The 16362-nt window shown below is 53.0% G+C and carries 12 protein-coding genes, 1 other RNA gene and 2 pseudogenes; 13 read left to right on the forward strand and 2 right to left on the reverse strand.

Translation table 11 applies throughout. The annotated features are described in order from the left end of the window. Positions 1 to 119 precede the first annotated feature (119 nt). The gene (locus tag HMPREF9156_RS0102225) at positions 120 to 917 is read right to left on the reverse strand and encodes a GTP pyrophosphokinase (protein WP_007147177.1); all 798 of its coding nucleotides are present in this window, start codon (positions 915 to 917) and stop codon (positions 120 to 122) included. 92 nt (positions 918 to 1009) lie between these two features. On the opposite strand from HMPREF9156_RS0102225, the gene miaB reads away from it, so the two are divergent. The 9 genes from miaB to HMPREF9156_RS0102270 all read left to right on the forward strand — a co-directional run bounded on the left by miaB (position 1010) and on the right by HMPREF9156_RS0102270 (position 10846). Then, positions 1010 to 2479, forward strand: a complete 1470-nt coding sequence (gene miaB / locus HMPREF9156_RS0102230; protein WP_007147178.1) for a tRNA (N6-isopentenyl adenosine(37)-C2)-methylthiotransferase MiaB — start codon at positions 1010 to 1012, stop codon at positions 2477 to 2479. A gap of 24 nt (positions 2480 to 2503) precedes the next feature. Continuing rightward, positions 2504 to 3553 carry a tRNA (adenosine(37)-N6)-dimethylallyltransferase MiaA gene (gene miaA, locus HMPREF9156_RS0102235; RefSeq protein ID WP_007147179.1) on the forward strand — a complete coding sequence of 350 codons (1050 nt, stop codon included), beginning with the start codon at positions 2504 to 2506 and terminating at the stop codon, positions 3551 to 3553. Between the two features lie 73 nt (positions 3554 to 3626). After that, positions 3627 to 6629 (forward strand): FtsK/SpoIIIE family DNA translocase, encoded by a 3003-nt coding sequence (locus HMPREF9156_RS0102240; RefSeq protein WP_007147180.1) that lies wholly within the window; start codon positions 3627 to 3629, stop codon positions 6627 to 6629. Between the two features lie 165 nt (positions 6630 to 6794). Further along, entirely contained in the window at positions 6795 to 7424 is a 630-nt protein-coding gene (gene pgsA, locus HMPREF9156_RS0102245) for a CDP-diacylglycerol--glycerol-3-phosphate 3-phosphatidyltransferase (RefSeq protein ID WP_007147181.1), read from the forward strand. Positions 7425 to 7478: 54 nt separating this feature from the next. Beyond that, positions 7479 to 8057: a CinA family protein gene (locus tag HMPREF9156_RS0102250; RefSeq protein ID WP_007147182.1), complete on the forward strand. Its 579-nt coding sequence runs from the start codon at positions 7479 to 7481 to the stop codon at positions 8055 to 8057. A 134-nt stretch (positions 8058 to 8191) separates the two neighbouring features. Continuing rightward, positions 8192 to 8755, forward strand: coding sequence for a helix-turn-helix domain-containing protein (locus HMPREF9156_RS0102255; protein ID WP_007147183.1), 564 nt, complete (start codon positions 8192 to 8194; stop codon positions 8753 to 8755). 17 nt (positions 8756 to 8772) lie between these two features. Then, a complete protein-coding gene (locus HMPREF9156_RS0102260) occupies positions 8773 to 9006 on the forward strand; it encodes a DUF3046 domain-containing protein (protein WP_007147184.1) in 234 nt (77 codons plus the stop codon). Between the two features lie 173 nt (positions 9007 to 9179). Beyond that, on the forward strand, positions 9180 to 10289 hold the full coding sequence (gene recA, locus HMPREF9156_RS0102265; protein WP_007147185.1) for a recombinase RecA: 1110 nt from the start codon (positions 9180 to 9182) through the stop codon (positions 10287 to 10289). Further along, entirely contained in the window at positions 10286 to 10846 is a 561-nt protein-coding gene (locus tag HMPREF9156_RS0102270; protein WP_007147186.1) for a regulatory protein RecX, read from the forward strand. The genes recA and HMPREF9156_RS0102270 overlap by 4 nt, the downstream gene beginning before the upstream one ends. Positions 10847 to 10899: 53 nt before the next feature. Here the strand turns inward: HMPREF9156_RS0102270 and rnpB are convergent. After that, an RNA gene (gene rnpB, locus HMPREF9156_RS06995) (RNase P RNA component class A) lies at positions 10900 to 11264 on the reverse strand. A 176-nt stretch (positions 11265 to 11440) separates the two neighbouring features. Between rnpB and hpf the strand changes: the two genes are divergently transcribed. The 4 genes and pseudogenes from hpf (at position 11441) to HMPREF9156_RS0102285 (ending at position 16297) form a co-directional block, all read left to right on the forward strand. Further along, a complete protein-coding gene (gene hpf, locus HMPREF9156_RS0102275) occupies positions 11441 to 12112 on the forward strand; it encodes a ribosome hibernation-promoting factor, HPF/YfiA family (protein WP_007147187.1) in 672 nt (223 codons plus the stop codon). 160 nt (positions 12113 to 12272) lie between these two features. Continuing rightward, positions 12273 to 14822 (forward strand): annotated as a pseudogene (gene secA, locus HMPREF9156_RS0102280) (preprotein translocase subunit SecA); the annotation flags it as partial. Between the two features lie 210 nt (positions 14823 to 15032). After that, positions 15033 to 15227 (forward strand): annotated as a pseudogene (locus HMPREF9156_RS07380) (SEC-C metal-binding domain-containing protein); the annotation flags it as partial. 122 nt (positions 15228 to 15349) lie between these two features. Next, complete coding sequence (locus tag HMPREF9156_RS0102285) at positions 15350 to 16297, forward strand: ROK family glucokinase (protein WP_007147189.1); 948 nt, start codon at positions 15350 to 15352, stop codon at positions 16295 to 16297. The last annotated feature ends 65 nt before the right edge of the window (positions 16298 to 16362 follow it).

Here is a 16362-nt window from a genome sequence, read left to right on the forward strand (position 1 = left end):
CTTATTTCTATTCTACAGTATTATTCTAAAACACGTGATTGACCATATGGAGGCATCAGGCTATGCCTGCACGTTAACGCGGCAGCGAAGAAACGGATACATCAATTATTGATTTTCGGTTAATCTTCGTCACGGATCACAGTGTAGCTGCGCGGTGTCAGATCAATGTCGTCATCCTCAGAAACATGGGAATCAATAATGTCACGATGGATGAACTGCATGGTGCCCTCAACTTGGGCTAGGGTAGAAGCACACTCCTGGAGCGTCCCTGAGTGGCGCGCGATCTGGTCGTCACTGAGATTACCCTTGTAGCGCAGCTTATGTTCAAGGCTTGCCCAGTAATCCATAGCGATAGTGCGGAACTGCACTTCAACAGGGGTGATGCGCGGGCCGGTAGTGAGGAAAACAGGGACCTGGTAGATCATATGGAGGCTCCGGTAGCCGCTTTCCTTGGGGTGGGATATATAATCCTTGACTTCCATGATTTCAATGTCTGACTGTCCGGAAAGCATATTCGCCACGGCATAGACATCATCGATATAGTTGCATATCACACGGATACCCGCAATATCGTATATGTTATTCTGCATCGCTTCAATGGTCTGCGGGAGATGGCGCTTCTTAAGTTTGCCGAAAATAGACTTCGCGCTTTTGATGCGGCGCTCCATATGGTGGATAGGGTTGTGCTCGTAGCGTACGTGGTATTCATCATCAAGGATTTCAAGCTTCGTGCTGACCTCGTGCATAGCGCCGCGGTAGACCTGCATGGAATCAACGAACTGAGAAACGTAATCACTGAAATCGTCAATGTCAAGGTCCGACAGGTCGATCGGGATATCCTGCTGTCCAAGCGCAAGGTTCTGGAGTTCATTGCGCAGCTCCGCAGTGTTCAGTGTCGGCTGTTCATCTAAAATCATGGTTCCCCCGCATAAAGAAGTCAGCATATATAATACAGGGAACACGCCACCAAGTAAAGGAGTAGTTGGAGTCATTGGGTAATATCACTTATATGAATGAAGATATGATGACGGCTGAAGAACGTTCTGGGGCAGTCAGTACTGCGGTAGACGGGGCAGCTGCGCAGACAGCCCTCCGGCACGGCAGGGGGAAAGGCATCTACTATGTCCATACGCTGGGGTGCCAGATGAATGTGCATGATTCTGAACGTATCGCAGGTGTCCTGGAAGCTGACGGGTATGTTAAGGCAGACCAGGAACAGATCGATAATAACGATGTCGACCTGATTGTTATGAATACCTGCGCGGTCAGGGAGAACGCTTCGAACCGCATGTACGGTACGCTGGGGCAATGGGCGGAGTTGAAACGCGAGCATCCGCAGCTTCAGATAGCTGTAGGCGGGTGCATGGCCCAGAAAGACAGGCAGCGCATCACGCAAAGGGCGCCATGGGTCGATGCCGTATTCGGGACGAAAAATATAGGTTCGCTTACCGGGCTTCTGGATAAAGCCCGTATGTACAATACGTCCCAGGTAGAAGTAGCAGCGGACCTGGAATACTTCCCCAGCCAGCTTCCGGCAGCCCGGGTATCGCGGATATCGTCATGGGTCGCGATTTCCGTAGGCTGCAACAATACGTGCACCTTCTGTATAGTCCCGTCGGTACGTGGGCGTGAGCGTGACCGCAGGCCGGGGGATATCCTTGACGAGATACAGCGCTGTGTAGATTCAGGTGCTAAAGAGGTGACCCTGCTCGGGCAGAATGTCAATTCGTACGGATACTCCATGGGGGACCGTTATGCGTTTTCCAGGCTCCTGAGAGCCTGCGGCGATATCAAAGGGCTGGAAAGGGTCCGTTTCACTTCGCCCCATCCCGCAGCCTTCACAGATGATGTTATTGCTGCCATGGCAGAAACGCCTAATGTTATGCATCAGCTCCATATGCCCCTGCAGTCCGGTTCGGACAGGATATTGCGCGCGATGCGAAGGTCGTACCGGACATCAAAATTTATGGGGATAGTGGACCGCGTCCGCGAAGCGATGCCTGATGCCCAGATCACAACGGATATTATTGTAGGTTTCCCCGGCGAGACAGAGGAGGATTTCCAGCAGACACTGGATATCCTTGGGCGTGCACGGTTTGCGGGCGCTTATACTTTTGAATATTCCCCCCGCCCGGGGACCCCTGCCGCGCTTATGGAGCAGATCCCCGCGGATGTTATGCGCGAAAGGTATACGCGGCTTCATGATATGCAGGAATCAATAACCCTTGAAGAAATGGGAAAGTTTGTAGGACGCGATGTTGAAGTGCTCATTTCCGGGACTGGGCGGAAAGATTCCAGTACGCACCGTGTTACAGGCCGCGAACGCACCGGGACACTGGTGCACATTGGCGTCCCAGAGGGGGAGCAGATGCCGCAGGTAGGAGACTTTGTCACCTGTACGGTAACAGGGTCTGCCAGGCATTATATTATTTCTGATCCTGATGTCCGTTCCGGGCACACGTACAGTGTCCGCAGATAAGGCCTTGCAAGGTTTGCTTCAGGAATGCAGAAAAATAACGGCAGCGCAGCAGATATGCCATATAAAGTGATTTCGGTCATAGGACCTACAGCTTCGGGGAAAACTGCTCTGGCAATTTCGCTGGTGCATGCCCTGGAAGAAGAAGGGCGTGCTGCCGAGATCATCAACGCTGATGCTTATCAGATGTACCGCGGCATGGATATTGGTACTGCAAAAGCTTCGGTGCAGGAACGGGCAGAAGTAAAACATCATCTTATTGATATCATCAGCCCGCAGGAAACGATGACTGCTGCACGGTTCCAGAAGCTTGCAAGATGCTGTATCGCTGATATCCAGGCCCGGGGGGCAACGCCTGTGCTGGTCGGCGGCTCGGGGCTGTATGCAAGGGCAGCGATCGATGATATCTCTTTCCCCGGAACTGACCCTCAGATACGGTCCGATATTGAACAGCGTGGCAGGGATATCGGTGCAGAGGCGCTTTTTGCTGAGCTTGAGCAGAAAGACCCCGTCGCTGCTTCCCGTATGGACTGGCACAATATCCGCAGGACCGTCCGTGCGCTGGAAGTCATCGCCCTTACGGGGAAACCGTATTCGGCTGCGCTGCCCCATTACAGGTATATTATCCCGGCTGTCCAGATAGGCCTTGACCTTACCAGGGAAAACCTTGATGAGCGTATAAACCTGCGGACCCGCAGGATGAGGGAAGCCGGTTTCACCAATGAAGTGCGTCAGTTACGGGACCGTCTCGGCGCTACCGCCATAAAAGCCTTGGGATATCGGCAGATCATAGATTACTGCGACGGGCTGATAGATGAGGATGAAGCCTATGAGCGTATTGCACACGATACCAGGCGCCTGGCCCGTAAACAGATGGGATGGTTTGGCAGGGATCCGCGTATCCACTGGTTGGATGCGACGGCACCTGACCTGCCTGGACTGGCGATGGATATCGTGCACCATGCCGATTCCGGCGATTATGACCGTGATGACAGGGTTGCTGATACTTATGCTCAGCATCATTTAGGCGGGCTTGGACAGCAGGCATCTGTGGGCAAAGTGATATCAGGGATTTAAGACTTGATATTTTTGTGGATTTTATGCGCTTGCCTCTCTCTGAACTGAGTTTTACGTTATCCTTAAAACCGTTATGGTACGAGGAAATTCATCATCACGCAGGCCCGGCGATTTACAGAATAACGGAAGCGGCAGGGCTTCGCCACGTTCACAGCAGGAACAGCATGGGCAGCGGGCGGCAGCAGGTGCAGATGCGGCCCAGCGGCAGGAGCCATGGTGGAAAAAGGCCCTGCTTTTCTTCCCGCGCGCCCTGGGGAAACTGATACGTTCCGTCACGGGGGCTGGGGTTGATGATAATGAGGCTACGCGCGATGGCCTGTGTTTTGTACTGATTATTTTTGCCATCCTTTTTGTTGCGAGCGAATGGTTCCGTGTACACGGCTTTTTTGCCCAGGGGCTGCATATCCTGGCATCCAGCCTTTTTGGTGTTATGAGTGTGGCACTGCCGGTATTGCTGATAGTTATCGCTTTCAGGCTGCTGCGCAATGTAGGGGAGCGGTCGGATTACGATAATTCGCGCGTAGTGTCAGGATGGTTCCTGCTGATGTGGTCCGTCTGCTCCATTATTGATGCTGTGAGATCCGCTCCGCTGCATAAATTCATGTGGGATTCTGTACAGTCCGCCGGTGGCCTTTTCGGCTTTGTCCTGGGATCCCCCTTGTCCTGGGGCTTATCGATCCCCTTTGCCATAGCGGTTTTTGTTGTTATAGCCCTTTTCTCGCTTCTGCTGATCACACGCACACATCTGACTGATATACCGAAAATTTTTGCAGGGCTGGGGCGCAGAGGAAGCGGCGACACCGGCTCGGAAGAGTTCCCTAATGAAGTCCGCATAGGTGACGGGACCATGCAGTTCGCTGATGGTGTATCGGCCCATGACGGCAGTGACGAGGGCTCCGGCAAGCCTTCGTTCCTGAACAGGTTTATGGGCATGTTCCGACGCAGGAAGGCCGATACCCCGCTGGATGAGTATGAGGGGGACACGGCATTCGACAAAGCCCATAACCGTGAAGAATTTGGGTCTGACAACCCCACCCGGGCGCTGTCAGTCGATCCGGGCAGCCCCGGTGCAACTGTAAACATACCGACTGGTATATCTGATGTCCCCCAGCCTCCTGCCCCTTCTGCGCATCAGGCTGCGCAGGGCGACAGTGCCACTGTGGCAGTCCCGCAGGGCCGTCCGGCCCAGGATGCTGTAGCTGCTGCAGATCCATCCGGTGACGCTGATGAATTCACGGTTGCCGATGACGGACGTACTGCGCCTGGTGATGAGATGCCGTACCAGCTTCCTGTATTGGATATGCTTGTCCGCGGCAAGCCCCACGCAACTAAAACACCGGAAAATGAACGTGTGATGATGTCGCTTCAGGCAACTTTCAAACAGTTCGGTGTTGATGCGCGGGTGATCGGTTTCCTTCGGGGGCCTTCAGTGACACAGTATGAGGTGGAGCTTGGCCCGGGGGTAAAAGTTGAGAAGGTTACCAATCTCCAGAAAAATATTGCTTATGCAGTGGCTAGTTCTGATGTCCGCATCCTTTCGCCTATCCCGGGAAAATCTGCCATAGGTATCGAGATACCGAATGTTGACCGTGAGATCGTGCATCTGGGGGATGTCCTGCGTTCAGAAGTGGCGCTTAAGGATGTTAACCCGATGGTTGCCGGCCTCGGCAAGGATGTAGAAGGGCATGTTATCACTGCAGACCTTACTAAAATGCCGCATCTGCTGGTTGCCGGCGCTACAGGTTCCGGTAAATCGAGTTTTATCAACTCAATGCTTATGTCAATAGTGATGCGTGCGACCCCTGAACAGGTGCGCCTGATCATGGTCGATCCCAAACGTGTAGAGCTTACTGCTTATGCAGGGATACCTCACCTCCTTACCCCTATTATTACTGATCCCAAACGTGCTGCCCAGGCATTGGAGTGGGTCGTCAAGGAAATGGACTCCCGGTATGATGACCTGCAATATTTCGGGTTCAAGCATGTCAAAGATTTCAATAAGGCTGTGCGTGAAGGCAAGGTGCATGCCCCCCAGGGGTCTGGCCGTAAAGTTGCGCCGTATCCCTATCTGCTTGTAGTCGTTGATGAGATGGCTGATATGATGATGGTCGCCAAGAATGATGTGGAAAGCTCTATCCAGCGTATTACGCAGCTGGCCCGGGCAGCAGGGATCCACCTTATCCTCGCCACGCAGCGCCCGTCTGTTGATGTTGTCACAGGCCTTATTAAGGCGAATATCCCTTCACGCCTGGCGTTTGCGACGTCCTCGGCTACGGATTCGCGGGTGATCCTTGATTCGACGGGTGCAGAGACCCTTATCGGACAGGGCGACGCACTGTTCCTGCCGATGGGTCAGGCAAAGCCGATCCGTGTGCAGGGCGCGTGGGTCGGCGAGTCGGAGATACATCAGGCTGTCGAATATGTGAAGACACAGCGTAAGCCCAAATACCGCCAGGATATCGAACAGATGGCACAGCAGCAGGATGCCAGGAAAGCTGTGGATGAAGAGATCGGCGATGATATGGATGAGCTGCTTCAGGCCGCTGAGCTGGTGGTTACCGCACAGTTTGGTTCCACATCCATGCTCCAGCGCAAGCTCCGTATCGGTTTCGCCAAGGCAGGGCGCCTTATGGACCTGCTTGAATCCCGGGGGGTGGTCGGGCCTTCTGAAGGTTCCAAGGCAAGGGAAGTGCTTGTGCAGCCTGAACAGCTCCCTGAAGTCCTCGCCTTCATCAGAGGGGATGCGCCTGAGATCAGCCAGGAACCTCCTGATACTGCGCGGCAGCAGCCCCCTTTGCCGGCAGATATTCCGTTGGCGGATGATGGCGCGCAGCCTTCTCAAACGCCTTCCTTTGCTTCTCCAGAGGCGCAGGAAGATGCGGGGAACGGTCCGCATCGGCAGCAGCCGCAATCCTCTGAAGGATATCCGGGATATACCCCTTCCGAAGATTCCGAGGCATACTATCCTTCAGCGGGGGCTATCGCGCATATGGAGCTTAATGATTTCAACACCCCGCCGCATGTGGATAATAATACGGTCCAGTCGGATAATGACTACGGCAGATATTATTCATAAACCTGCACAGGCGGCAGTATAACAGCATATGCCTCTGGCACCTGTCCCCGTTTGACCCGCTGCCTGTACTGCGGGAATTGCCTTTGTGCGGTATAGGGGATACTCTTGTATGTAAAGAATACGGCTGACTGCACAGGCCGGCGGTATTACAACGGGTGGTAAATTATGGAAGACAGCAGCTCAACACGGAAAATGCCATTGCTCAAAGGCTGGAATGCTGTGCCGAACCTTATAACATATGTGCGCATTGTTATGGTCATAGTATTCATCACCCTTGCTGCCCAGGCAGGATCGCTCGGTGTGTCTGATTATGCCAAACGGTGGACGGCTGCTGTGCTGTTTATTGTTGCTGCCAGTACAGATAAGCTGGATGGCTATTTTGCCCGCAAGTATCATCAGGTCACTGAGCTTGGGAAGCTTATGGACCCGATTGCTGATAAGCTGCTTATCTGTTCTGCCCTCATTACCCTGTCTGCTTTCGGTGAACTGTGGTGGTGGGTAACGGCCCTTTTCCTAATCCGGGAGATCGGTATTACGGTAATGAGGTTTTTTATTATTGACAATGGTGGGAAAGTCATTGCCGCAAACAGGGCAGGCAAGTATAAGACTGTCGCTGAGTGCATTGGCATAGGGATGCTCCTTCTACCGGTATGGCTTGTGCCGGGCATTCCGTCTGCGGCCGCGAAAGCATACCGCATTACTGGCCTTGTGATTACGCTTATTGCCCTCGCCCTGTGCCTGTACTCAGGCGTTATGTATGTTATCGGTGTCTTCCGTCCGCGCAGCCGGCAATAGTATGTTTATGGCTGCCCGCGCATACAGGCAGATAGGAGCATAGGCTTTATAATTATGGACAGCGTCGCTCCAGACAGTATTCTCCCTGTTTTAAGTACTGCACAGGTTACCCGGGATGATAAAGCAGCCCGGGCTCTGGAAATATGCCGCGGCAGAGGCTTTTTTATTGCCTGCGCGGAATCATTGACTGCCGGGCTGCTCGCAGATTCTTTTGTGCGTATCCCCGGTGCATCAGATGTATTCCTGGGGTCAGCCGTCACGTATACGAATGAGGAAAAGCATCATATCCTGGGCGTCAGCAGCACGCTTCTGAGGGCACAGGGGGCTGTTGCTTCCGAAACGGCATGCCAGATGGCTTCCGGTGTAAGGGATCTGTATGCTTCAGCGGACAAAAACTATTTGCATAACGTTATCGGCCTTTCTACTACAGGGGTCGCCGGTCCCGGGCCGAGTGAGGGGAAGCCGGAGGGGCTGGTATATGTTGCCTGCACTGTGCCGGCAAAACCAGTTTTCCCGGGGGTCCCTGTACGCGTGCGGCAGCTGCAGTGCAGCGGCGGCAGGGAAACTGTCAGACGGGAAAGTGTTGAAGGGGCGCTGGACCTGCTGCTTGCGGTATTGGGGGAAAAGCCCTGACATACAGTACCTGGGCGGTGCGGACGTCAAGATGTGTATATGATGTGTGCTGTATGGCGCGCCGGGAATAAATCGTGTGCGGCGGTGTTGACACTTTCAATAGATCATAACTTGGACACGCGGAAGGATGTGCTATGGCAGAAACGGCTATGCAGCTTACATCAAATCTTGAGACCCGTCGGGCGAGGCCTGTGATAATGGAACATACTGAAGCCATGAATAAGAACCTTACTCCGGCACAGCGCAGGGCTGTTGAACTGGCGCGCCAGCAGATCATAAAGGCGAAGCAGGCCAGGGCTGCAATAGATGAAAAACAGAATTCCAGATACAGCCGCTGGGTACATTCTGAAAGCCGTGAGGATAGCGGTACGAAGCAGGGGAACATCCAGGACCCTGCTGCAGAAGGCGAGATATCCCTGCGCAAAGTGCAGGGAGGCATACTGAGGTCTTTGCGTACGCGCGACCATAAAACGCTTCGTGAGATCAGTGAAAAAGCGGGGGTATCTCTGGGCTATCTTTCAGAGGTCGAGCGTGGGCAGAAGGAAGCCAGCTCTGAATTGCTTATGTCTATCACTGAAGCACTCGGGGTACGGCTTTCAGATATGCTTGTTATGGTAGCTGACCAGATACGTGTTGCCGAAAATAAGGCAGCAGCCCCCGGTATCACAGATATCGCCGATGAGGCTGCAGCTGTTTAATAACAGTACATATGTCAATGCGTGAACGTGAGTTTTGGGAACTGCTTGAAGAAGTATTCGGAAGGGTCTACGGCCGCAGTATCGCCAGAGACCAGAGGCTGGCGCGGCTGCAGTCGATGACAGTATATGAAGCGCTTGATGCGGGGATTGAGCCGCGTGTCGTATGGAATGTGCTCTGCGACCAGATGGATGTGCCCGATTCCTCCCGATGGGGGAAGGATCATAACGCGCCTCCTATGCCGGCACCCTGATTCGCGGCAGTGCATTCGAACACATGTTCGACCATTATTGTAGAATGGGATAAGCAAAAGTAAAGATGGATATGGGGCGTGTTATCCACATCTGACCACATAAGAGTAAAGATATATACACTTGTGTCCGTACAGGTATAGTGGATAGCACGAACTCATGAACAGGAGAACAGATGCCACGTACAAAAGATACTGCGAACGCCCAGGATGCACGCCGCCAGGCTGCATTGGATACTGCTCTCGCACAAGTTGAGAAGGCCTTCGGCAAAGGTTCCGCAATGCGCCTGGGGGATAAGCCCGTCAACCAGGTAGAAGTTATCCCTACAGGATCCATTGCCCTTGATCTTGCCTTGGGAATAGGCGGTTTGCCGCGTGGCAGGATCATCGAGATATTCGGCCCCGAATCGTCAGGTAAAACGACTATTGCCCTGCATGCAGTCGCCAATGCCCAGAAGAATGGCGGTGTTGCAGCATTCATAGATGCTGAGCATGCGCTTGACCCTGATTATGCGCGCAAGCTGGGCGTTGATACCGATTCCCTGATCATCTCCCAGCCTGATAATGGCGAGCAGGCGCTGGAAATAGCCGATATGCTTATCCGCTCGGGCGCGCTTGACATTATCGTTGTTGATTCGGTAGCAGCCCTGGTGCCGAAAGCGGAAATTGACGGCGAAATGGGGGACAGCCATGTTGGTCTCCAGGCACGCCTGATGAGCCAGGCACTGCGCAAAATGACAGGTGCCCTGTCCCAGTCTAACACTACAGCTATTTTTATTAACCAGCTGCGCGAAAAGATTGGTGTTATGTTTGGCAACCCTGAAACGACAACAGGCGGCAAGGCCCTTAAATTCTATTCTTCAGTCCGTCTTGATATCCGCCGTATACAGACACTGAAGAATGGTGATGAAGCTGTAGGGAACCGGACACGTATAAAAGTCGTTAAAAATAAAATGGCACCCCCTTTCAAATCAGCAGAATTCGATATCCTTTACGGTGAAGGCGTATCAAGGGAAGGCTCGCTTATCGACATGGCGCTTAGCGCCGGGATCGTGAAGAAATCCGGTTCATGGTTTACATATGAAGGCGACCAGCTCGGACAGGGGCGCGAGAAAGTCCGCCAGTTCCTTAAAGATAATCCTGAACTTGCAGATGAGATTGAAGGCAAGGTAAAAGTTGCATATAATGTGATCCCTGGCCCTGCTGCCGATGACGGCGATCCCTCTGCATCTTCTGAGGTCAAAACAGCGGACGGTAATGGCAAGCAGCCTGAAGGCAGCAAGTGACCGGCAGCTTGCCCGGCGTCACTGCGGGGAATATGGATCTTAAGCCGGATAAGGATTCTGCATTATACAGATCAGATGAGGAAAATAAATGCCAGGAAGCGGCTCTGCGGCTGCTGGATGCTGCGCCAAGATCCTCCGGTTCCCTGCGGACACGTCTTATTGCAAAAGGCTATGAAGAGGAAACTGTCGGTAAAGTCGTAAGGCGGCTTGTATCTTCGCGCCTTATTGATGATGGGCAGTATGCCCGCAGCATGGTGCAGTATTGCCTGTCTCGGTTCCTTGGGGAGTACGGGACAAGGCAGGAGCTGCGTAAAAAAGAGGTTGAAGGGCCTCTTATCACTGCTGTTGTTGAGGAAGCGCGAGAGGCCGGCAAATTTGAAAATTCCGCATACGAGCTTGCCCTCAAAGTATCGAAAAAAACCAGCGGGCTGGATACCAGAACCAGGCTGCGGCGTTTTTGGTCGGCATGCGCGAGGAAAGGGCATGACCCGGATACTATACGCAGGTATACTGATATCCTTTGTGAAGATTCCGAAGGGTTGGAAAACGAAGAATAAAAATACAGATGTTTAAGGGCTGAGTCACTGGGGAACCGGGCACTGGAGTGCTGAAAGTGAGACCTCTTATACCCCGGGTTCTGTCGTTATGCAAAGCATACGTGTGGTTATCCATCTCGACTTAACGTTGCCGCTAAGCTCCAGCAGCCTACCCGAAGACGTGAGCGAGCAGCCCATATGCCTTCTGCTTGGCCTTGCTCCCAATGAGGCTTGCCGTGCGGTCTGCGTTACCGCAGATCCGGTGGTCTCTTACACCGCCGTTTCACCCTTACTCCCATACCGGGGTATGGGGGCGGTCTGCTTTCTGTTGCGCTATCTCTCAGGTCGCCCTGGGCGGACGTTATCCGCCATTGTGCTCTGTGGAGCCCGGAAGTTCCTCAGTACTGTAAAACAGTACCGCAACCACAAAGAGGTCTCAGTCCGTCCAGATTAGCAAAAGCTGTGAACACGTTACAGGGAGCACATATCTTTTGTGGCTGTGTTATGGTAATCACGACACGGTGCAGAAGATTTTAAGGAAATGCGATATTATAAAAATAACGACGAAGCCGTCGTTATGAACAGCGGTTCACCGCTCAAACCTAGGAGGTTCGCATGGAAATTGTAGTGACCGGACGTCGAATCCAGATAAAGCAGAGGTTCCGTGACGTTATAGACAGTAAAATGAATCGTGTAACTGCAATAGCCCCGGATGCGCAACGTGTGACGATCGTAGTTACGCATGAAGGCAATCCACGCCAGGCAGATACAGCAAAGCGTGTAGAAATAACCGTGTACGCCGGACGGACGGTTGTACGCGCAGAGGCATCCAGCAGCGATGAATACAGTGCGCTTGACCTGGCCCTTGATAAACTGACACTGCGGCTGCGCCGTTCCCGTGACCGGCGCAAGGACCATCGCCGCGGCTACAGCAGTGAAGTCCCTGTAGACCTTGGCATGGCTGAAGAACCGGCAGTTACCCCGCAGGAGCTGGAGGAGCCGGCATTGGAACCGACGAACAGCACTGATGAGGCAGTGGCGGGGGATCTGGGCCCCGGTGAATCTGTTGAAGTCCAGGTAGGGGATACACCTGTGACGATCCGCCGTAAGCTCCATATTGCCGAGCCAATGACGATCGATGAAGCAATAAACCAGATGGAGCTTATCGGGCATGATTTCTTCCTGTTTGTCAATATTGATACGAAGCGCCCATCTGTGGTATACCACCGCCACGGGTGGAGCTATGGGGTATTTGAAATAGATACTCCGGAAAATGCAGCACGGTAAGCGTGCGGCGCAATAATAAGCTCAAAAATAATATTTATACTGCAGCCACCGGGTACCGGTGGCTGCTTCGTACTGCTGCGTAAATATCAGCACGATTGGGTACTATAGTAAAAGTTTGTCTGAACAGGCCTGCTGGTCCATATGGCGGGCTTTGCTTACTATGCACAAGGAGTATGGAGTGTCATTACTTGATAGAGCACTGCGGATGGGCGAGGAGCAGCAGCGCCGTAAGCTAAAAGGCGTTGCTGAGGCTGCGAACGCACTGGAAGATGAGATTTCTGAGCTGACCGACGACGAACTTAAAAGCCAGACAGCGAAATTCAAGGAAAAGCTTGATAACGGTGCAAAACTTGATGATCTCATGCCTGAAGCATTTGCGACAGTACGCGAAGTATCCAAGCGTACCCTTGGGCAGCGCCACTTTGATGTGCAGCTTATGGGCGGTGCGGCACTCCATTGGGGGAATATTGCCGAAATGAAGACCGGTGAAGGGAAAACACTGGTCGCAACTCTCCCAGCATATCTCAACGCCCTGGAGGGTAAAGGCGTCCATGTTGTCACGGTGAATGATTACCTTGCGAGCTACCAGTCTGAGCTTATGGGGCGCATCTACCGTTTCCTGGGGATGGAAACCGGGTGCATCATTACAGACCAGCAGCCGGCAGAGCGCCGCAAGCAGTACAATGCAGACATCACCTACGGTACAAATAATGAGTTCGGTTTTGATTACCTGCGCGATAATATGGCGTGGGAAAAAAATGAACTCGTCCAGCGCGGGCACCATTATGCAATAGTTGATGAAGTCGATTCTATCCTTATCGATGAAGCCCGTACGCCGCTGATCATCTCAGGCCCGTCTGAGGGCGATGTTACTCGGTGGTACCGCCAGTTCGCGCGTCTTGCTCCGCGTCTGGAGCGCGAAACCGATTATGAGGTTGACGAAAAGAAAAAGACTGTAGGTATCCTCGACTCAGGGATCACTAAAGTTGAGGATTATCTGGGCATTGATAACCTTTATGAGCCGAGCAACACAGCCCTGATCGGCTATCTCAACAATGCCATCAAGGCTAAGGAACTTTTCCTGCGCGATAAGGATTATGTTGTGCAGGGTGGGGAAGTCCTCATCGTTGACGAGCATACCGGCCGTATGCTTCACGGGCGCCGTTACAACGAAGGCCTCCATCAGGCTATTGAAGCTAAAGAGGGTGTGGAGGTCCAGGCGGAAAACCAGACTTTTGCAACTATTACGCTTCAAAACTATTTCCGTATGTATGACAAGCTTTCGGGCATGACAGGTACTGCTGAGACTGAGGCAGCTGAATTCATGAACACATACAAGCTTGGCGTTATCCCCATCCCTACGAATAAGGACATGATCCGTAAAGATAAGGATGACCTTATTTTCCGTACCCGCAAGGAAAAGCTTGTGGCTATCGTCAAGGATGTGGCCGACAGGTATGCCAAAGGCCAGCCTGTACTGCTGGGAACGGCATCCGTTGAGGCATCTGAAGTAGTCTCCTCACTGCTTGATGTGGCAAAAATACCGCATAAAGTGCTCAATGCGAAGCATCACGAAGCGGAGGCTGCAGTAGTTGCTGTTGCAGGCCGTAAAGGTGCTGTGACTGTTGCCACGAACATGGCGGGCCGCGGTACTGATATCATGCTGGGCGGGAATGTTGAGTTCCTTGCTGACCAGAAACTGAAATCCCACGGCTATTCTGCCGAAGATACTCCGGAGGAATATGAACGCCTGTGGCCCTCTACACTTGAAGATATCAGGCAGCAGGTCAAGGATGAGCATGAAGAAGTAGTCGAACTCGGCGGATTGTATGTGCTCGGCACAGAACGCCACGAATCCCGGCGGATCGACAATCAGCTGCGGGGCCGTTCCGGGCGTCAGGGCGATCCCGGCGAATCGCGCTTCTATCTGTCCCTGGAAGACAATCTGATGCGCCTGTTCAATACCCAGCTTGTAGCTGCCGTTATGCGCAATAACATGCCGGAAGGCGAGCCGCTGGAGCAGAAAAGCATATCGCGTGGCGTCCGCAATGCCCAGAAATCGGTTGAAGCCCGGAACTACGAAATGCGTAAGAACGTGCTGAAATACGATGATGTTATGAACAAACAGCGTACTGTTGTTTATAAAGAACGTATGGAAGTGCTGAAGGGTGCTGATATTGCTGCAGATGTGCAGGAATTTATCAAGTCCGTCATCAATTCGTATATCCATGGCGCCACACGGGGTACCGACAGGGTGGACCGCTGGGATTACGAGGGTCTGTGGAAGGCTTTGAAGAGCATTATCCCGCTTGATTTCGATACTGATGAAATTGAATCCGAAGTTGCCCAGCTGAAAGGCGATAAGGCGCGCAGAAAACTTGCAGAGCTGATCTACGATAAAGTCCATAGTGAATATGAGGAGCGGGAAGCCCTTATTGGTGCTGACACTATGCGTGATATTGAACGCCGCGTCGTCCTGGCGACGATGGACCGCAAATGGCGTGAACATCTGTATGAGATGGACTACCTTAAAGATGGTATCGGCCTGCGCGGTATGGGGCAGAGGGACCCTCTGGTCGAGTATCAGCGTGAAGGCTATCAGATGTATAATTCTATGGTCGATTCGATCAAGGAAGAGGGGATCCAGCTGCTTTTCAACCTTGACCTTGAGGCTGTTGCCCACGCGGATGAAGAGGACAGCCAGCTGGACGGGCATGATGATGGGGAGCTTGAGTATTCATCCCCTGCAGACCCTGATTCGAATACTGATGACGGGCCTGAAGCTTCCGGAGATGAACCGGATGACGTTAATACGGATGATACGGATGGGAATGGCGCTGGTTCCGCCAAGACAGAATCCGGCCGGCCTTCTGACGGCGATGCGTCTTCCGATAAGGAAAGGCACAGCTATGAAGGGTCGGTGACAGGCATGGCGCCGATATCCCATGCTGAGCAGAAAGTCCCCCTGTCCCGGCGTCCCAAAAGCGAGGAGCTGAAAACCCCGTGGGCTGACGGCAGGACGTTCCCCGGCACGCCTAAGAATGCCCCCTGCCCATGCGGCTCAGGGCGCAAGTATAAAATGTGCCATGGGCAGAATGAGAAGGCGGATAAATAAAAGCTGGATCATAAACAGTACTATAATTAATCTGGTATAGTAAGGTACAGGATTAAGTACTGATATATGTTTGGTTACAGATAACGGGATCTGTAACCAGACGTTGTGCAAGGAAGACTGATATGCATACAATGGCTGTTGATATTGGCGGTACCAAGATCGCTGTAGGGATATGTGACGAAGATGATGCAATCATCCGTTCATGGACAGTCCCGACGCCGAAAGAGGCTGATGCTATAGATAAGCATATTGCCGAGATGTATCGTGAGACGAAAAAACTGTATGACGATATTGCGGCAATAGGGATATCGGCAGCAGGGAATGTTAAGGAAGACAGGCATACTATAGCGTTTTCGGCGAATATCCCGGTGTGGATCAATTATGACCTGTCTTCGCATATCGGGGACCTTATTGGCCATGAGGTGCCCGTAATCGTAGAGAATGATGCCAATTGTGCCGGATGGGGCGAATATGTCCATGGGGCTGGCCAGGGGCATACGAATATGGTTGCGCTGACTGTGGGTACCGGCCTTGGAGGTGCTGTCGTGCTCAACGGGCAGCTGTACCGCGGGTCATTCGGGATGGGGTCTGAATTAGGCCATATACCTATGGTCCCGGACGGTGATTTCTGCGGATGCGGTTTGCGCGGCTGCGCGGAACGCTATACTTCCGGCAATGCACTCGAGCACTTTGCCCGTTCTGCTGTGCGGCGACGGCCCCAGGAGGCTTCCCGCCTGCTTGAACTGTGCAATGGGGATATTGATGAGCTTGAGGGGAAAATGGTTTCCCAGGCTGCTGTCGAAGGCGATGCAATAGGCATGTACGCCTTCAATAAGATTGGGGAGTGGCTTGGCCGCACAATGGCTTCTATTTCAGCTGTCCTTGATCCGGATATTTATGTGATTGGTGGAGGGGTTGTCGCTGTCGGTGATATCCTCCTGGAACCGGCCCGGAATGCGTATGTCCGTTTCCTCCAGGCGAGTGCGTACCGGCCCCATGCAGAGATAGCCCCAGCTACATCCGGCCAGGATGCAGGGCTTATTGGTGCGGCTAATCTGGCGCTGCACTGACCTTCCAACGCCTGTATCCGTCCGGATGTAGGATACGCTTACGCCCGGCCGGGGGCAAAGGGCAT

Source organism: Scardovia wiggsiae F0424 (genome assembly GCF_000269605.1).
GTDB lineage: Bacteria > Actinomycetota > Actinomycetes > Actinomycetales > Bifidobacteriaceae > Scardovia > Scardovia wiggsiae.